The organism is Mesorhizobium sp. B2-3-4, from assembly GCF_006442315.1.
Classification (GTDB): domain Bacteria; phylum Pseudomonadota; class Alphaproteobacteria; order Rhizobiales; family Rhizobiaceae; genus Mesorhizobium.
Genome location: NZ_VFVY01000005.1, coordinates 231,246 through 249,700, shown reverse-complemented (window position 1 = coordinate 249,700; position 18,455 = coordinate 231,246). Strand labels below are relative to the sequence as shown.

The window sequence follows — 18,455 nt, the reverse complement described above, 5'->3', positions numbered from 1 at the left end:
CGGCCGTGTTCGTCTATATCAGCCTCAAATTCTTGGTCGGTATGACGAAGAGTGGGTCCACCCGGTCCCGCTCTTTTTTATTACCCGCCGACAGCCTCGAAAGAACGACAGGGCCTAATGACGGCAACGGCAAGCGAAGGTGACGACCGCATCATCCGCGAAAGCGGCATCGATGCGCGCATCGCGCTGATCATCCAGCCGGTGCTGCGCGGCATCGGCTTCCGCCTTGTGCGCGTGCGGCTGTCCGGCCAGAACGGGCTGACGCTGCAGATCATGGCCGAGCGCGAGGACGGCACCATGACCGTCGAGGATTGCGAGGAAGTCAGCCGCGCCGTGTCGCCGGCGCTCGACGTCGACGATCCGATTGAGAAGGCATATCATCTCGAGGTCTCGTCGCCCGGCATCGACCGGCCGCTGGTCCGCAAGTCGGATTTCACGACGTGGACTGGCCATCTGGTGAAAATGGAGACATCGGTCGTCGTCGCCGACCGCAAGCGCTTCAAGGGCAAGATCGCCGAGGCCGGCGAGACCGACGTGCTGATCGAGCGCGACAAGGCGGCTTACGGCGAGGAGCCGACGGTGCGCGTGCCTTACGATACGATTGCCGAAGCGCGCCTGATCCTGACCGACGACCTCATCCGCGATGCGTTGTCCAAGGACAACAGGGCGCGCAAGGAAGCCAAGAAACGCCGTGGCGAGCCGGACGACGATGTGTCCGAGGATGCCGAACCGGACGTCACGGAAGAACACGAACAGGAAATTTGATTGAGCCGCCGGGCGCGAAGGCCTGGCGAACAGGCTCGGGAGAAAGAACATGGTTGTAAGCGCCAACAGACTTGAACTGCTGCAGATTGCCGATGCGGTCGCGCGTGAAAAGTCGATCGACAAGTCGATCGTCATCGCCGCCATGGCCGATGCGATCCAGAAGGCGGCGCGTTCGCGTTATGGCCAGGAGACCAACATCCGCGCCGACATCAACCCGAACACCGGCGAGATGAAGCTGCAGCGGCTGATGGAAGTGGTCGAAAAGGTCGACGACTACGCCACCCAGATCGCCATTTCCTCGGCCCGTGAGCGCAACCCCGACGCCCAGCTCGGCGACTTCATCGCCGAACAGCTGCCGCCGATGGATTTCGGCCGCATCGCCGCGCAGTCGGCCAAGCAGGTCATCGTGCAGAAGGTGCGCGAGGCCGAGCGCGACCGCCAGTACGACGAATACAAGGACCGTATCGGCGAGATCGTCAACGGCACCGTCAAGCGCGTCGAATATGGCAATGTCATCGTCGATCTCGGCCGTGGCGAGGCGATCATCCGCCGCGACGAACTGATCCCGCGCGAAAACTACAAATATGGCGACCGTGTCCGCGCCTATGTCTACGACGTGCGCCGCGAACAGCGCGGCCCGCAGATCTTCCTGTCGCGCACCCATCCGCAATTCATGGCCAAGCTGTTCACCATGGAAGTGCCGGAAATCTATGACGGTATCATCGAGATCAAGTCGGTCGCCCGCGACCCCGGCTCGCGCGCCAAGATCGCCGTCATCTCGCGCGATAGCTCGATCGATCCGGTCGGCGCCTGCGTGGGCATGCGCGGCAGCCGCGTTCAGGCCGTCGTCGGCGAATTGCAGGGCGAAAAGATCGACATCATTCCGTGGTCGCCTTCGGCCGCCTCCTTCATCGTCAATGCGCTGCAGCCGGCGGAAGTCGCCAAGGTCGTGCTCGACGAGGACGCGGAACGCATCGAAGTGGTGGTTCCCGACGATCAGCTGTCGCTGGCCATCGGCCGTCGCGGCCAGAACGTGCGGCTTGCCTCGCAGTTGACCGGCTGGGATATCGACATCCTGACCGAGGCCGAGGAATCCGAGCGCCGCCAGAAGGAATTCGTCGAGCGTTCGGCGCTGTTCATGGAAGCCCTCGACGTCGACGAGATGGTCGGCCAGGTGCTGGCTTCGGAAGGTTTTACCAGCGTCGAGGAAGTCGCCTATGTCGATGCCGGCGAGATCGCCTCGATCGACGGCTTCGACGACGATACCGCGTCGGAAATCCAGACCCGCGCCCGCGAATATCTGGAGAAGATCGAAGCCGAGCATGACGAGAAGCGCAAGGCGCTGGGCGTCGAGGACGAGCTGCGCGACATCCCCGGCATCACCACCGCCATGATGGTGACGCTGGGCGAGGATGGCGTGAAGACCATCGAGGATTTCGCCGGCTATGCCGCCGACGACCTGACCGGCTGGAAGGAACGCAAGGACGGCGAGACCAAAGTGTATCCTGGCGTGCTGGCCAATCACGGCGTTTCGCGCGCCGACGCCGAGCAGATGGTGCTTGCCGCCCGCCTCAAGGCCGGCTGGATTTCCGAGGACGAGCTTGCAGCCGAGGAAGCATCGGCCGACGAAGCCGTTGGTGCGTGAGGTGAAACCGCATCGCACAGAACCCGCCCTTGGACGAGATGAACGATCGCACCTGCATCGTTACCCGCAAGCAGGCCGAACCGGATGAGCTGATCCGGTTCGTCGTCGGCCCGGATTCGGCCGTCGTTCCCGATCTCAAGAGAAATCTGCCCGGCCGCGGTTGCTGGGTCACTGCCGACCGCCTACATATCGACAAGGCGGCGGCCAGGAACCTTTTTGCCCGCGCCTTCAAGGCACAGGTGGTCGTGCCCCCCGATCTGGGCGGCATGGTCGACGGGTTGCTCTCCAAATCCGCGCTCGGCATGCTGGGTCTTACCCGCAAGGCAGGCGCGATCGCGCTGGGCGCCACCAAGGTCGAGAGCGCGGTGCGCTCCGGACTGGCGCTTTTCGTGCTCCACGCCAATGAAGCGTCCGACGACGGGGTGCGCAAGATCAGCCAGGCCAGGCGGGCGACCGTCCATATGGGCGGCCCTTCCACCCTTGCCTACAAACTTTTCTCCGAGGCCGAGTTGAGCTTGGCATTGGGGGGTACAAATGTGATACATGCTGCCGTCCTCGCGGGAGACGCGGGTAAGGCGGTTGAGAAGCGCATGGTTGCGCTCGACCGATATCGGGGCGGTACCCCGGACGATCTGGCAATGCTTGCGGCCGTTGCTGATGAAGATGACGCCGCAGAGGATATGGAATGAGCGATACGAAATCGGGCGACGACAATACGCTGAGTGTGACGCCGAAGAAGACCTTGACGCTGAAGCGCCCCGGCATGGAGCAGGGCACCGTGCGCCAGAATTTCTCGCACGGCCGCACCAAGCAGGTCGTCGTCGAAACCAAGAAGCGCAAATTCTCGATGCCTGGCGACAAGCCGGAGCCGGTCGCCGCTGCCCCCATGCCTGTCTTCACGCCGAAGCCGCCGGTGGCGGCCGCGCCCGTGGTGCAGGAAGCGCCGAAGGCCCCGCCTCCGCCGCCCCCGGTCGAGCGCATGGTGCTGAACGAATTGTCGCGCAGCGAAATGGAAGCGCGCCGCAGGGCGCTCGAAGGCTCGAAGGTGCGCGAGGTCGAAGATCGTCAGCGCGCCGCCGAGGAAGCCAAGCGCCGCGCCGATGACGAGGAGCGCCGCAAGCGCGAACGCGAGGATTCCGCGCGCCGCCAGGCCGAGGAAGAGGCACGGTTGCAGACCGAGGCCGAATCCCGCCGTCGCGCCGAGGAAGAGGCGCGCCGCCGTGCGCCGCAGGCCGCTGAGCTCGCGACATCTGACGAAGAGGAAGAGGTCAAGCCGAAGCGCACTGGCGCCGGAGCGCCGGTGCGTCGCCTGGTCACGCCCGAAGTCGCGCGTCCGGCCAAGCCGACCAAGGGCGAGGAAGATCGCCGCCGTGGCAAGCTGACGCTGAACTCCGCGCTTTCCGACGAGGATGCGCGGGCCCGTTCGCTGTCGTCGATGCGCCGCCGCCAGGAGAAGTTCAAGCGCGCGATGCATAATGAGCCGCGCGAGAAGGTCATGCGCGAAGTGATCCTGCCCGAGACCATTACCATCCAGGAACTGGCGCAGCGCATGTCCGAGCGTGCGGTCGACGTCGTCAAGTTCTTCATGAAACAGGGCCAGATCCTGAAGCCGGGTGACGTTATCGACGCCGATACGGCCGAACTGGTTGCCACCGAATTCGGCCACACGGTCCGCCGCGTCGCCGAGTCCGACATCGAGGAAGGCCTGTTCAACATCGCCGACAATGCCGAGGACCTGGTGTCGCGTCCCCCGGTCGTGACCATCATGGGCCATGTCGATCACGGCAAGACCTCGCTGCTCGACGCGATCCGCAATGCCAATGTCGTCTCCGGCGAAGCCGGCGGCATCACCCAGCACATCGGTGCCTATCAGGTCGAGAAGAACGGTCAGAAGATCACCTTCATCGACACGCCCGGCCACGCCGCCTTCACGGCGATGCGCGCCCGCGGTGCCCAGGCCACCGACATTGCCATCCTGGTGGTGGCGGCCGACGACAGCGTGATGCCGCAGACGATCGAATCGATCAGCCATGCCAAGGCGGCCGGCGTTCCGATCATCGTGGCGATCAACAAGATCGACAAGCACGGCGCCGATCCGCAGAAAGTGCGTTCGGAATTGCTGCGCCACGAGGTCTTCGTCGAATCGATGGGCGGTGAAGTGCTTGACGTCGAAGTGTCGGCGACCAAGGGAACCAACCTCGACAAGCTGCTCGAAGCGATCCTTCTGCAGGCCGAAATCCTCGACCTCAAGGCCAACCCGGACCGTACCGCCGAGGGCGTCGTCATCGAGGCGCAGCTCGACAAGGGCCGTGGCCCTGTCGCCACCGTTCTGGTGCAGACCGGTACGTTGATGCCGGGCGACATCCTGGTCGCCGGCAACGAATGGGGCCGTGTCCGCGCTCTGGTCAACGATCGCGGAGAGCAGATCAAGGAAGCGCCGCCGGCGATGCCGGTGGAGGTGCTCGGCCTTCAGGGAACGCCGCAGGCAGGCGACCGCTTCGCCGTGGTCAACAACGAAGCCCGCGCCCGCGAGATCACCGAATATCGCCAGCGTCTGGCGCGCGAGAAGGCGGTCGCCAGACATGCCGGCCAGCGCGGCTCGCTCGAACAGATGATGTCGCAGTTGCAGACGAGCGGACTGAAGGAATTTCCGCTGGTCATCAAGGGCGACGTGCAGGGCTCGATCGAGGCGATCAACGCCGCGCTCGACAAGCTGGGCACCGACGAAGTGCGTGCGCGCATCGTCCATGCCGGCGCCGGCGCCATCACCGAAAGCGATGTCTCGCTGGCTGAAACGTCGGGCGCTGCGATCATCGGCTTCAACGTTCGCGCCAATGTCCAGGCGCGTGCCGCCGCCGCTGCCGCGGGCATCGAGATCCGCTACTACTCGATCATCTACAACCTCGTGGATGACGTGAAGGCGGCTCTGTCGGGCCTGCTGTCGCCGGAGCGTCGCGAAACCTTCATAGGCAATGCCGAGATCCTCGAGATCTTCGACATCACCAAGGTCGGCAAGATCGCCGGCTGCCGTGTCACCGAAGGCAAGGTCGAGCGTGGCGCGGGCGTTCGCCTGATCCGCGACAACGTCGTCATCCACGAAGGCACGCTGAAGACCCTGAAGCGCTTCAAGGACGAGGTTTCGGAAGTCCCCGGCGGCCAGGAATGCGGCATGGCCTTCCAGAACTACGAGGACATGCGCGTCGGCGACGTCATCGAGTGCTTCCGCGTCGAGATGGTGACCCGCACGCTCTGAGTTCGAGCGACCGGCAGGTACCGGGCGGTGGTCGAAAGACCGCCGCCCCCGTCCTGTTCGGAATGACCGTTTGAGACATGCGGCACGGTCCCATCCCGCGCCCCACGCTTTCAGGATTGAGAAAAATGCCCCGTTCCACAACATCAGGCCCATCCCAGCGCATGCTGCGCGTCGGCGAACAGGTGCGTCATGCGCTCTCCGAGACCTTGCAGCGCGGCGAAATCATCGATCCGTTGATTGAAAACGCGGTCGTTTCGGTCTCGGAAGTGCGCATGTCGCCCGATCTGAAGATCGCCACCGCCTTTGTCTCGCCGCTTGGCGCCAGGGATGCCGATGCCGTCATCGAAGCGCTGAACAAGCACGCGAAATTCATTCGCGGCCGAGTCTCCGGCGCGCTCAGGCAGATGAAGTACATGCCGGAATTCCGCTTCCGGCAAGATACCTCATTCGACAATTTCGCCAGGATCAACGATCTCCTGAAGTCGCCCGAAGTGGCGCGCGATCTGGATAGCGACGACAACAAGGAAGAAGAATAATGGCGCGTCGCGGCAAGAAGAAGGGCCGGCCGGTCTCCGGCTGGGTGGTGCTGGACAAGCCGGTCGGCATGGGCTCGACCGAGGCCGTCTCCAAGATCAAATGGCTGTTTCAGGCCGAAAAGGCCGGCCATGCCGGCACGCTCGACCCGCTTGCCTCCGGCATGCTGCCGATCGCGCTCGGCGAGGCCACCAAGACCGTGCCCTACGTGCAGGATGGCGCCAAGATCTACCGCTTCACCGTTGCCTGGGGGCAGGAGCGTTCGACCGACGACCTCGAGGGTCCGGTGACGAAAGAAGCCGATCAGCGCCCGTCGGAAAGCGACGTCCGGGCGCTGCTGGGAAAATACACCGGCGTCATCATGCAGACGCCGCCGCAATTCTCCGCCATCAAGATCGCGGGCGAACGCGCCTACGACCTCGCCCGTGACGGCGAGACGGTCGATATCCCGGCGCGCGAGATCGAGATCGGCCGGCTCGATATTGTCGCGCACGAGCCGGACCGGACCATTTTCGAGGTCGAATGCGGCAAGGGCACCTATGTGCGCTCGCTGGCCCGCGACATGGGCCGCGATCTCGGTTGCTTCGGCCATATCAGCGAATTGCGCCGGGTCGAGGTCGAGCCGTTCACGCCGGAGGATTTCGTCACCATTGCCGAACTCGAGGCGGCCCGCTTCGGCGCCGCGGACGGGCAGGAAGCGGACGGAGCCGACGAAGCCGAACAGGCTGATGCGGCGGCCAGGCCGGTCGACTTCGGCGCCATCGACACGCTTCTGGTCGACACCTCGGCTGCGCTCGACTGCTTGCCCCAGATCGCCATCAGCGACGACGCCGCGACCAAGATCCGTCTTGGCAATCCGGTCATCATTCGTGGCCGCGACGCGCCGGTGGAGGCCGAAGAGGCCTGTGCGACGTCGCGCGGCAAGCTGGTCGCCATTGGAGCCATCGAGCAAGGCATGTTCAAACCCAAGCGGGTCTTTGCCGGGTGATGCCTCTCATCTAATGTCGGCACGATATTGCGGCAGAGGGCTCCATGGCAAAGGCTGAGACGGTCAAGAAGCACGCGCCGGCAAAGACGAGGCGGCCGCCGGTCGGCGCTTCGCCAGGCACGCTGATCGCCGATCCGGCGGCCCGGCGCTCCGAGTTGCGGCTGACTTTGATCTCGCCGCAGAAATTCAAGACGATCGAGAATGCCAGCATCGACGACGTCGTGGCCAATTGCGAGAAATGGCCGGTCATCTGGCTCGATTGCACCGGCCTTGCCAACATCAGGCTGATCGAGGAGATCGGCCGCATCTTCACTCTGCACCCGCTGGCGCTGGAGGACGTCGTCAATACCGGGCAGCGCCCGAAAGTAGACTTCTTCGAGGATCACGCCTTCGTCGTCGTGCGCATGATCGACGACGTGACGTCGCATCGCTACGAACAGATTGCCCTGTTCCTTGGCGAGAACTTCGTCGTCACCTTCCAGGAGCGCGAAGGCGATCCCTTCGATCCGGTGCGCAAGCGCATCGAGAGCTCGGCGCCCAACCGGCTGCGCACGCGCGGCGCCGACTATCTCGCCTATGCGCTGATCGATGCCATCGTCGACAGCTATTTTCCGCCGATCGAGGCCGCCGGCGACCTGGTCGACAGCATCGAGGACCAGATGCTGCATTCGACGCACAAGCACCAGATGCGGCAGCTGCACGAATTGCGGCGCGATGCCAATGTCCTGAAGGGCGTGCTGTGGCCGATGCGCGATGCGCTGGCAACGCTGATCCGCAACGACGTGTCTTATGTGAAGGCCGAGACAAAGGTCTTCCTCAACGACACGCTCGACCATTCTCTCAGGCTGATCGAACTGGTCGAGACCCAGCGCGACATGCTGACCGGCCTGATCGAAATGCACCTGTCGCTGAGCCAGGCCCGCACCAATGACGTCATAAGCTATCTCACCATCGTCTCGGTCATCTTCATGCCACTCACCTTCCTGGTCGGCATCTGGGGTATGAATTTCGATCCTGAATCCTCGCCGTGGAACATGCCGGAACTGAAGGCTTATTACGGCTATCCCTTGTCGTTGCTGTTCATGGCTGCCATCGCCGTCGGGCTGATCGCATTCTTCAAGTGGAAGAAGTGGCTTTGACCGGGATTGAACCTGGAATTCGAGCGTCAGAAGCCGGCTTGTGAATTGGGCTGGTGTTTTGTCGGGAATTGCACTATATGCGCCGCAGCATAGCGCTGAGACGCCTTGCTTGCACCGGCCCCTGCTGGACGACATCCCGGCTGAGGGCGACCCGTTTCCTCGAACATATAAGGAAAAACACGATGTCGATCACTGCCGAGCGCAAACAGGAATTGATGACCGAATTCGCAACCGCCAAGGGCGACACCGGGTCTCCGGAAGTCCAGGTTGCCATCCTTTCCGAGCGCATCAAGAACCTGACAGACCATTTCAAGGACCACAAGAAGGATAACCATTCCCGCCGTGGTCTGCTCGCTCTCGTGTCCCAGCGCCGCAGCCTGCTTGACTACCTCAAGCGCAAGGACGACGCGCGCTACCAGACACTGATCGAGAAGCTCGGTCTGCGCCGTTGACGAATTGACCGGCGGGCTCTTTCAAGGAGTCCGCCGGTCGCGCATTCGAGCACCGGACCTACCGATCTCGAATGCAGGACTGGAGCGCCGCGCACATTTGTCTCAGTGCCGGACGGACGCTCCGAAGCGTTGAATTTGCGCGTGACGCGTTCCGTAAGCCGTGCTTTTCGGGGTCATGCGCAGGCCGATCGATCGATTGGCCATATCGGGTTTCGAGCGCGCAGAGGGCCACTCGGAACCACCCATGGACGGTCATGGGGCAGGATTGCAGGATGCTCGCAGGCCAGGGTGCCGACCAACCGAGCCTCCCGTTGTCTTGCCCGTGGCTGCCCGAGAAAGGAAGCCAGAGGAAAGGGCACCCGCGCACGCTGAAAATGGCGCGGCCCTTCCTCATACAAAGGACAAGACATGTTCAATCAACACAAAGTGGAAATCGAATGGGGCGGCCGCCCGCTCATCCTCGAAACCGGCAAGATCGCGCGCCAGGCTGACGGCGCCGTGCTCGCCACCTACGGCGAGACCAAGGTTCTGGCCACCGTCGTCTCGATGAAGGAGCCCAAGCCCGGCCTCGACTTCTTTCCGCTGACCGTCAACTACCAGGAAAAGACCTATGCCGCCGGCAAGATCCCGGGCGGCTACTTCAAGCGCGAAGGCCGTCCGAGCGAAAAGGAAACGCTGGTTTCGCGCCTCATCGACCGCCCGATCCGCCCGCTCTTCGCCGACGGCTACAAGAACGACACCCAGATCGTCGTCACCGTCGTCCAGCACGATCTCGAAAATGATCCCGACATCCTGTCGATCGTCGCCACCTCGGCCGCGCTGACGCTCTCGGGCGTCCCCTTCATGGGCCCAATCGGCGGCGCTCGCGTCGGCTACATCAACGGCGAGTACGTGCTCAACCCGCATGTCGACGAGATGGAGGAATCAAAGCTCGACCTCGTTGTCGCCGGCACCAGCGATGCCGTGCTGATGGTCGAGTCGGAAGCCAAGGAACTTGGCGAAGACCTGATGCTCGGCGCCGTCATGTTCGGCCACAAGGGCTTCCAGCCGGTGATCGAGGCGATCATCAAGCTGGCCGAGGTTGCCGCCAAGGAGCCGCGCGATTTCACCGCTCCGGACTATTCCGCGCTTGAAGCGGAGATGCTGAAGATCGTCGGCGACGAGCTCAGCAACGCCTACAAGATCACCGACAAGCAGAAGCGCTACGCCGCCGTCGACGCCGTCAAGGCGAAGGTCAAGGCCGCGTTCGCTCCGGCCGAGGGCGAGGAGGCCAAGTATGCTTCCGAGCAGATCGGTTCGGTGTTCAAGGAACTGCAGGCCAAGGTCGTGCGCTGGAACATCCTCGACACCGGCTCGCGCATCGACGGCCGCGACTTGAAGACGGTCCGCAAGATCGTCTCGGAAGTCGGCGTCCTGCCGCGCACCCACGGTTCGGCGCTGTTCACCCGCGGCGAAACCCAGGCGCTGGTCGTCGCCACGCTCGGCACCGGCGAGGACGAGCAGTATGTCGATTCGCTGACCGGCATGTACAAGGAGAAGTTCCTCCTTCACTACAACTTCCCTCCCTATTCGGTCGGTGAGACCGGCCGCATGGGTTCGCCGGGCCGCCGCGAAATCGGCCATGGCAAGCTCGCCTGGCGCGCCATCCGTCCGATGCTGCCCTCCGCCGACCAGTTCCCCTACACGCTGCGCGTCGTCTCGGAGATCACCGAGTCCAACGGTTCGTCGTCGATGGCCACCGTCTGCGGCACTTCGCTGGCTCTGATGGATGCCGGCGTGCCGCTGGCAAAGCCCGTCGCCGGTATCGCCATGGGCCTGATCAAGGAAGGCGAGCGCTTCGCCGTGCTCTCCGACATCCTTGGTGACGAGGATCATCTCGGCGATATGGACTTCAAGGTCGCCGGCACCGCCAACGGCATCACCTCGCTGCAGATGGACATCAAGATCGAGGGCATCACCGAGGAGATCATGAAGATCGCGCTGGACCAGGCCAAGGATGGCCGCCAGCATATCCTCGGCGAGATGGCGCATGCTCTGACCGGCGCCCGCCCCGAGCTCGGTGAGTTTGCACCGCGCATCGAGGTCATGCACATCCCGACCGACAAGATCCGCGACGTCATCGGTTCAGGCGGCAAGGTCATCCGCGAAATCGTCGAGAAGACCGGTGCCAAGATCAACATCGAGGACGACGGCACGGTCAAGATCGCTTCGTCCAACGCCAAGGAGATCGAGGCGGCCAAGAAGTGGATCCACACCATCGTCGCCGAGCCGGAAGTCGGCGAGATCTACGAAGGTACCGTCGTCAAGACCGCTGATTTCGGCGCTTTCGTCAACTTCTTCGGTCCGCGTGACGGCCTCGTCCATATCTCGCAGCTTGCCAACGACCGGGTCGCCAAGACCTCGGACGTCGTCAAGGAAGGCGACAAGGTCTGGGTCAAGCTGATGGGCTTCGACGAGCGCGGCAAGGTTCGCCTGTCGATGAAGGTCGTCGACCAGGCCACCGGCAAGGAAATCGTGCGCGAGAAGAAGGCCGAAGGCGAAGAAAACGCCGCCTGAGGCGCCTGACAACCAATCGAAGCGGGCGCGGCTTATGTCGCGCCCGTTTTCGTTTAGGGGAGCATGGGGATGTCCGCCGAGCCGCTGAAGACACTTTTCCATCCTTTCGAGGCCGAGGCCGTTCCCTTGCCGCGCAAGGGCGAGCGATTGCTGTTCCTGGGCGCCGAGGCCGGTCTGCGACCGCCGCCGGGTTTCGATGCCGAACTGCATGTGGTGCAAGGCTTTCGGCCCTATTTCCGGGCATTGCACGCCGCCGGCTTCGGGGTTGCCCCGCAGGCACAAGGCGACGGCTTCGACGGCGCGCTCGTGCTTGCCGGCCGCCATCGCGGCCAGAACGAGCTGCGCGTCGCCGAGGCTATCGAGCGCGTCGCCGAGGGTGGATTGATCGTCGTCGCCGGTGGCAAGGAGGATGGCATTGCCAGCCTGCGCAAGCGCGTCGGCGATCTTGCACCGCTTGATGGTCACATGCCGAAATATCATGGCATTGCCTTCTGGCTGCGCCGTCCAGCCGATACTCAAGCCGCGGCCGCGCTTCGTGCCGCCAATCCCGCCGTGCTGGTTGAGGGCCGGTTCCACACCGCGCCCGGCATGTTTTCCTTCGATCGCATCGACGCCGGTTCGAAACTGCTGGTCGACAACCTGCCCGGCGATCTGCGCGGCAGCGCCGCCGATTTCTGCGCCGGCTGGGGCTATGTGGCGGCTGAGATGGCCGCCCGCTCACCCGGTCTGTCGGCGCTCGATGTCTACGAGGCTGATTTCGATGCGCTGGAGGCGGCCAGGCGCAACCTAGCCGATACCGCGGCACAGGGCTTCTTCTGGACGGATCTGCTGGCCGAGCCCGTCGAGCGCCGCTACGACGTCATCGCCATGAACCCGCCTTTCCATCGCAGCCATGCGGCACAGCCGGAGATTGGTGCCGGCATGATCCGGGCGGCGGCCAAGGCTCTGAAGCCCGGTGGACGCCTGTTCATGGTTGCCAATCGCCAGCTTCCTTACGAAGCGGTGCTGTCGGCGGCTTTCGCCAGTCATGCAGAGCTTGGCCGTGACGGTATGTTCAAGGTGTTCTCGGCGCGCCGCTGATGCGAGGCGGGTTCAGTGGAAGTTGGCGACCCGCTTGGTCTCCTCGGCGGCTGGCGCGCCGCCGATGTTGGCGTTGAGCGGCGCCGGCCGGCCGAACAGATAGCCTTGTACGACCTCGCAGCCGGCTGCCCTGAGCAGCGTCGCCTGGGTCTCGGTCTCGACGCCTTCGGCGATGATGCTGACGCCGAGCGCCCGCGAAAGCCCGACAATGGTCGAGACCACCGCCCCGGAGCTGGCATCGGTATCGATACGGCTGACGAAAGAACGGTCGATCTTCAGCTTGCCGAACGAGAAGTCGATCAGATAGCTGAGGTTGGAATAGCCGGTGCCGAAATCGTCGACGGCGACCGAAATGCCCATGCCGGCGAGCTCTTTCAGGATGGTGGCCGCGCGGTCGCGGTCCTGCATCATCGCGGTCTCGGTCACTTCCAGCTCCAGCCGCGACGGCTTGATACCGGTGGCCCGCATCGTGTCGCGCACCACGCCGACGAAATCCTTGGTCATGAACTGGACCGGCGAGATGTTGACGGCGACGAAACAATCGTCCGGCAGATGGCGGGCGTCACTGCAGGCCTTGCGAAGCACCCATTCGCCGATCGGGTTGATCATGCCCGTTTCCTCGGCGATCTGGATGAACTCCATCGGTGGGATCATGCCGCGTTCGGGATGCTTCCAGCGGATCAACGCTTCGTAGCCGACAATGCGGCCGGTCGGAAGATCGAGCTGCGGCTGATAGTGAAGGTCGAAATCACCGCGCTCGAAAGCGGCATGCAGTTCGGATTCGACCCATTGACGATGGTCGGCCACGCGCCCCATCTCGCTGTCGAAGACCGCCCAGTTGCCGACCCCGCTTGAACGCGCATTCTGCAGCGCCAGGTTGGAGCGGCGCAGGATGAGGACCGGATCGATACCGTCCTTAGGCATCGCCACGATGCCGACCGACAGGCTTACCGATTGCTGATGGCTGCCGAGGTCATATGGCTCCATCATCTCGTCGATGAGCCTCTCGACCATGCTTTCCAGCGTTCCCTGAATCTGATTATCCGGGAGCAGCACCGCGAACTCGCCGGCCCCGATGCGGCCGACCAGGGCGCGCGCTGGCACGCAGGTGTGCAGCCGCCTGGTGAAGGCGCGGATCAGCTCGTCGCCCTGTGTGTAGCCGATCGCATCGTTGATCTGCTTGAACCGGTCGATGTCGATGTCGATCAGGAACACCGGCTCCCCGGTCCGGCTTGTCGCGCAAGCCGCCTCGGCGATCTTGCCGACCATCGCCGGACGCGCCAGCAGTCCTGTCAGCTTGTCGAAATGGGTTTCATTGAAGACGAAATCCACCGATTCATCGACGCCGGCAAAGAAGGACATTGCCGCCACCGATGCCGCCAGCGCACAGAGCGCGGCCATCATCGAGACCATCATGTCGGCCGATATGCCGACAAATCCGTCGCCGAGGCCGTGCTTCAGACCCCAGATGCCGAGCACGAAACTGCCAATGCCCGAACTTGCTATCGTGAGCAGTCGGAAGACTGGTGTTCGCTTCGGGTTGCGGACGGCAGGCATTGAAAAGGTCCCCAGATCGGGAACTCTATAGCGGAAATCTTCTTAAAATGAGTTTCCGCGAATGCATCCAATTTTACTGGAGGGGATTATTTTCTTTACTGGGAAGTATGTCCTCGCGACATGGCCGATGCATGTCGTCCAAGGTCCAGCGCGTCGACGCTGGCCGGCAACGACGCTCAGTCGCGGCCGCCGTCCGCCTGCTTCAACTCGTCGAGCGTCGGCATCGAGACGATGTGGTAGCCGGAATCGACATAGTGGATTTCACCGGTGACGCCGGAAGCAAGGTCGGACAGGAGATAGAGCGCGGAGCCGCCGACCTCGTCGATGGTCACCGTGCGGCGCAGCGGTGAGTTGCGCTGCTGGTAGGAGAACATGTGGCGGGCGTCCGAAATGCCGGCGCCGGCGAGCGTGCGAACCGGACCGGCCGAGATGCCGTTCACCCGGATGCCGCGCGGGCCGTAATCGTTGGCGAGGTAGCGCACGCTGGCCTCCAGGCCGGCCTTGGCGACGCCCATGACATTGTAGTTCGGCATGACACGGACCGAGCCGGCATAGGTCAGCGTGATCATCGAGCCGCCATTGGTCATCAGCGGCGCGGCATTGCGTGCCACCTCGGTGAAGGAATAGCAGGAGATCACCATGGTGCGGACGAAATTGTCCCGGCTGGTATCGGCATAGAGGCCCTTCAACTCGTTCTTGTCGGAAAAGCCGATGGCGTGGACGACGAAGTCCAGTCCGCCCCATTCCTTGCCAAGGGTCTCGAACGTGGCGGCGACCGAAGCGCTGTCCTCGACGTCGCAGGGAACGACCAGTGCCGCGCCAACCTTGTCGGCGAGTGGCTTGACCCGGCGGCCGAAAGCCTCTCCCTGGTAGGTGAAGGCGAGTTCGGCCCCATGTTCGGACAATTTCTGCGCGATGCCCCAGGCGATCGAATGATCGTTGGCGACACCCATGACAAGCCCGCGCTTGCCTTTCATCAATCCGTCCATGGCCGGCAATCCTTATAAAAACTTGGCCCTATGCGGAGTAGCGCTGGAAAACGAGCGTTGCGTTGGTCCCGCCGAAACCGAAGGAGTTCGACAGAACGGTATCGATTCTGGCGTTGTCGATGCGCTTGCGCACGATCGGCATGCCCTCGAATTCAGGATCGAGTGTCTCGATATGGGCGCTCTCGCCGATGAAGCCACCCTGCATCATGAGGATCGAATAGATGGATTCCTGCACGCCCGCCGCGCCCAGCGAATGGCCGGTCAGCGACTTTGTCGACGTGATGAACGGCATTTTTTCGCCGAACACCTCGCGGATCGCGCCCATTTCCTTGGAATCCCCGACCGGCGTGGAGGTGCCGTGGGTGTTGATGTAGTCGATCGGCGTGGAAACCGTCGCCAGCGCCTGGCGCATGCAGCGGGCAGCACCTTCGCCCGAGGGCGCCACCATGTCGTAGCCATCCGAGGTCGCGCCGTAGCCGACGATCTCGGCGTAGATCTTGGCGCCGCGCGCCTTGGCATGCTCCAGCTCTTCCAGCACCAGCACGCCGGCGCCGCCGGCAATGACGAAACCGTCGCGATTGGCGTCATACGCGCGCGAGGCGGTCGATGCCCTGTCATTGTATTTCGACGACATGGCGCCCATGGCGTCGAACAGGTCCGACATCGTCCAGTCGAGATCCTCGTGGCCACCGGCGAAAACCATGTCCTGCTTGCCCCACTGGATCAGCTCGTAGCCATTGCCGATGCAATGCGCCGAGGTCGAGCAGGCCGACGAGATCGAATAGTTGACGCCGTGGATCTTGAACCATGTGGCCAGGGTTGCGGACGCCGTCGAAGACATCGCCTTCGGCACCGCGAACGGACCGATGCGCTTGGGGCTGCCGTTCTTGAGCGTGGTTTCGGCGGCTTCGACGATGGTGCGGGTGGAAGGGCCGCCCGAGCCCATAACGATACCGGTGCGCTCGTTGGTGATGTCGCCTTCGCCCAGGCCGGCATCAGCGATCGCCTGGTCCATGGCGACGTGATTCCAGGCCGCGCCCTGGCTCAGGAAGCGCATGGCGCGGCGATCGATCATCGCGGTGGGGTCGAGCGTCGGCGCGCCCCAGACCTGGCAGCGGAAGCCATGCTCGGCAAAGGAATCGGAAAAGCTGATGCCGGATCTGGCGTCATGCAGCGAGGTCTGCACCTCGTTGGCATTGTTGCCGATCGACGACACGATGCCGAGGCCTGTGACTACGACACGTCTCATTCGCAACTCCTTCCAGGGATGCCGGCCAGTGTGTGGGCCAGGGCTGCGGTCAAGCGACCGCCGACTGCTTGGACAGACCGACCTTCAGGTCCGTCGCCGCATATATGGGCTCGCCATCCGCCTTCATCCAGCCGTCGGCGATGCCGAGCACCAGCCGGCCGCGCATCACACGCTTGAAATCCACGCCATACTCGACCTTCTTCACCGATGGCGTGACCATGCCCTTGAACTTGACCTCACCGGTCGACAGCGCCATTCCCTTGCCGGGCTCGCCCAGCCAGCCGAGATAGAAACCCGTCAATTGCCAGAGCGCGTCGAGGCCGAGGCACCCCGGCATGATCGGGTTGCCGATGAAGTGGCAGGCGAAGAACCACAGGTCAGGCTTGATATCGAATTCGGCGCGAATGAAACCCTTGTCGAAGGCGCCGCCGGTCTCGCTTATCTCGGTGATCCGGTCGAACATCAGCATCGGCGGGTAGGGCAGCTGGGCATTGCCCTCTCCGAACAGCTCGCCGCGGGCGCAGGCCAGCAATTCTTCGTAGTCGTAGCTGGATTTACCCGCCATCAATTTCGTCCCCATATCGTGCGGGCGGTAGCGCGCCCTTGTCGTTGGTGTCCTAACACAATCTGTTTCAGGCCGGAAACCGGCGTTTGCGCTTAACCCGCCAGTCTGCCCGGGTCAATGCGCGCTATTGATCGCATTCGGGCGACAGAATATATGTCAACAGGGGTCCGGTTTCGGCATACATTCATTTTTTTGCCACTCTGGGCGTGTCTTGAAGCGGGACTGTGAGCTTGGAAGACCAGATGGACCGGGGCTGCCGGAAGGAAAATGTCGCTGTGGACAAGCGGGTACGTGAAGCCGGCCTGAGGCCGACGCGCCAGCGCATTGCGCTGGCCGACCTGCTTTTTGCCAAGGGTGACCGCCATTTGTCGGCCGAGGAACTGCACGAGGAAGCGCTGGCCGCAGGCGTGCCGGTGTCGCTGGCCACCGTCTACAACGCGCTTCACCAGTTCACCCAGGCAGGGCTGCTGCGCATCCTCGCCGTCGAGGGCGCCAAGACCTATTTCGACACCAACACCTCCGACCACCACCATTTCTACATCGAGGGCGAAAACCGGATTTTCGACATCGCCAACGGTCCGGTCACGGTCACCAACCTGCCGGATCCGCCCGAAGGCATGGAAATCGCCAATGTCGATATCGTGGTGAGGCTGCGGCCCAAGCGTCCGGAATGACGGGCAGGGGCCGAACGATCGGCAGCGCCCGGCCAATCGCCCGGGCAAGAACAATCGGCCTGGGATGAAAACGCTCGATCTGATAGTCCGGCTCGAATGGGCCGTGGTGGCGGCTGCCGCGATTGTCTTCTATGGCGCGACAGGCGTTTCCTGGTGGCTCTTCGCGCTGCTCATCCTTGCGCCGGATCTGTCGATGGCCTTCTATCTGGCGGGACCGCGCTTTGGCGCCATTGCCTACAATGCCTTGCACATCCTGATCGTGCCGATGGTTCTGTTGGTTGCCGGGCATCTCGCCGGCAATGCCGTCGGCAGTGCCATCGCGCTGATCTGGATCGCCCATATCGCGATCGATCGTGCCCTGGGCTACGGCCTGAAACTGTCAACGGGTTTTCAGGACACCCATCTTGGCCGCATCGGGCGTAAAAGCGAGACGCTCAATCCTTGACCCGCTCGCCGGGATAAGCACCCCAGACGACCGACTGGGCAAGCCAGCCGGTATGGCCGTCGAGCGTCATTTCGCACCACTGGCCGTCGCAGGACTTGATCGTGCCCATCACGCCGGGTTCGACGATCGCCACCACCCTGGCATCCTTGTCGGCACTCTTCAGAAGATTGATCTGGCCGCCCTTGCCGCGCTGCCAGGGCGCGATGATCGCGGTGCGCCGGCCCGAAAGCAGCGACTGGTTGATCCATCCTTCCGAGCCGTCGGCGTCGCGCACGCGCCGCCACGTATCGAACTCCTGGATGATCTCCATCGGCAGGCCGGCCTTCAGATACATCCAGTCGACCGAGTAGTTTGCACCGGGGCCGACGCGCGAGTTGACGCGCCCGGATTTCAGGCTGACGAATCGCGGCAGCGGCAGACCGCTCGGTCCGAGCGTGATGGCGCTCTGGGCGGTGGCGGCGCTCTGCGCGCCGGCAAGCGGAGAATAGAGGAGAGCGCCGAGAAATGCTGCGCTGAGGGCCAGGCGAAGCGACGCGAAACCAGACACTTTCGTTCCTTTCGGCG

Annotated in this window: 17 protein-coding genes; 12 read left to right on the top strand and 5 right to left on the bottom strand. The window is 63.4% G+C overall.

The window, feature by feature from the left end:
- The first annotated feature begins 117 nt into the window (after positions 1 to 117).
- The 10 genes from rimP (at position 118) to FJ967_RS10700 (ending at position 12,412) form a co-directional block, all read left to right on the top strand.
- Positions 118 to 765 carry a ribosome maturation factor RimP gene (rimP, locus tag FJ967_RS10745; protein ID WP_140731676.1) on the top strand — a complete coding sequence of 216 codons (648 nt, stop codon included), beginning with the start codon at positions 118 to 120 and terminating at the stop codon, positions 763 to 765.
- Positions 766 to 814: 49 nt separating this feature from the next.
- Positions 815 to 2,410, top strand: coding sequence for a transcription termination factor NusA (gene nusA, locus FJ967_RS10740; protein ID WP_140731675.1), 1,596 nt, complete (start codon positions 815 to 817; stop codon positions 2,408 to 2,410).
- A gap of 38 nt (positions 2,411 to 2,448) precedes the next feature.
- Positions 2,449 to 3,099, top strand: a complete 651-nt coding sequence (locus tag FJ967_RS10735) for an RNA-binding protein (RefSeq protein ID WP_140731748.1) — start codon at positions 2,449 to 2,451, stop codon at positions 3,097 to 3,099.
- A complete protein-coding gene (gene infB, locus FJ967_RS10730) occupies positions 3,096 to 5,663 on the top strand; it encodes a translation initiation factor IF-2 (RefSeq protein ID WP_140731674.1) in 2,568 nt (855 codons plus the stop codon). Before FJ967_RS10735 ends, infB begins: the two co-directional genes overlap by 4 nt.
- A 125-nt stretch (positions 5,664 to 5,788) precedes the next feature.
- A complete protein-coding gene (rbfA, locus tag FJ967_RS10725; protein WP_140731673.1) occupies positions 5,789 to 6,199 on the top strand; it encodes a 30S ribosome-binding factor RbfA in 411 nt (136 codons plus the stop codon).
- The gene (gene truB, locus FJ967_RS10720; protein WP_140731672.1) at positions 6,199 to 7,185 is read left to right on the top strand and encodes a tRNA pseudouridine(55) synthase TruB; all 987 of its coding nucleotides are present in this window, start codon (positions 6,199 to 6,201) and stop codon (positions 7,183 to 7,185) included. The genes rbfA and truB overlap by 1 nt, the downstream gene beginning before the upstream one ends.
- 44 nt (positions 7,186 to 7,229) lie before the next feature.
- On the top strand, positions 7,230 to 8,324 hold the full coding sequence (gene corA / locus FJ967_RS10715; protein ID WP_140731671.1) for a magnesium/cobalt transporter CorA: 1,095 nt from the start codon (positions 7,230 to 7,232) through the stop codon (positions 8,322 to 8,324).
- Between the two features lie 77 nt (positions 8,325 to 8,401).
- A complete protein-coding gene (gene rpsO / locus FJ967_RS10710) occupies positions 8,402 to 8,776 on the top strand; it encodes a 30S ribosomal protein S15 (protein WP_281405675.1) in 375 nt (124 codons plus the stop codon).
- Between the two features lie 408 nt (positions 8,777 to 9,184).
- A complete protein-coding gene (pnp, locus tag FJ967_RS10705) occupies positions 9,185 to 11,332 on the top strand; it encodes a polyribonucleotide nucleotidyltransferase (RefSeq protein WP_140731669.1) in 2,148 nt (715 codons plus the stop codon).
- A gap of 69 nt (positions 11,333 to 11,401) precedes the next feature.
- Positions 11,402 to 12,412 carry a class I SAM-dependent methyltransferase gene (locus FJ967_RS10700; RefSeq protein WP_140731668.1) on the top strand — a complete coding sequence of 337 codons (1,011 nt, stop codon included), beginning with the start codon at positions 11,402 to 11,404 and terminating at the stop codon, positions 12,410 to 12,412.
- A 12-nt stretch (positions 12,413 to 12,424) separates the two neighbouring features.
- Here FJ967_RS10700 and FJ967_RS10695 read toward each other — a convergent pair whose 3' ends face one another.
- From FJ967_RS10695 to fabA, 4 genes are all read right to left on the bottom strand, one after another.
- Complete coding sequence (locus tag FJ967_RS10695) at positions 12,425 to 13,969, bottom strand: bifunctional diguanylate cyclase/phosphodiesterase (protein WP_140731666.1); 1,545 nt, start codon at positions 13,967 to 13,969, stop codon at positions 12,425 to 12,427.
- A gap of 176 nt (positions 13,970 to 14,145) precedes the next feature.
- The gene (gene fabI / locus FJ967_RS10690) at positions 14,146 to 14,958 is read right to left on the bottom strand and encodes an enoyl-ACP reductase FabI (protein ID WP_140731665.1); all 813 of its coding nucleotides are present in this window, start codon (positions 14,956 to 14,958) and stop codon (positions 14,146 to 14,148) included.
- Positions 14,959 to 14,986: 28 nt separating this feature from the next.
- Entirely contained in the window at positions 14,987 to 16,207 is a 1,221-nt protein-coding gene (gene fabB, locus FJ967_RS10685) for a beta-ketoacyl-ACP synthase I (protein ID WP_140731664.1), read from the bottom strand.
- A 49-nt stretch (positions 16,208 to 16,256) separates the two neighbouring features.
- Complete coding sequence (fabA, locus tag FJ967_RS10680) at positions 16,257 to 16,772, bottom strand: 3-hydroxyacyl-[acyl-carrier-protein] dehydratase FabA (RefSeq protein WP_010913332.1); 516 nt, start codon at positions 16,770 to 16,772, stop codon at positions 16,257 to 16,259.
- A gap of 242 nt (positions 16,773 to 17,014) precedes the next feature.
- On the opposite strand from fabA, the gene irrA reads away from it, so the two are divergent.
- On the top strand, positions 17,015 to 17,446 hold the full coding sequence (irrA, locus tag FJ967_RS10675; protein WP_181175772.1) for an iron response transcriptional regulator IrrA: 432 nt from the start codon (positions 17,015 to 17,017) through the stop codon (positions 17,444 to 17,446).
- Positions 17,447 to 17,510: 64 nt separating this feature from the next.
- Positions 17,511 to 17,891 (top strand): DUF4260 domain-containing protein, encoded by a 381-nt coding sequence (locus tag FJ967_RS10670; protein ID WP_181175768.1) that lies wholly within the window; start codon positions 17,511 to 17,513, stop codon positions 17,889 to 17,891.
- Here the strand turns inward: FJ967_RS10670 and FJ967_RS10665 are convergent.
- Positions 17,881 to 18,438: an SH3 domain-containing protein gene (locus FJ967_RS10665; RefSeq protein WP_140731662.1), complete on the bottom strand. Its 558-nt coding sequence runs from the start codon at positions 18,436 to 18,438 to the stop codon at positions 17,881 to 17,883. The genes FJ967_RS10670 and FJ967_RS10665 overlap by 11 nt on opposite strands.
- Between the last annotated feature and the right edge of the window lie 17 nt (positions 18,439 to 18,455).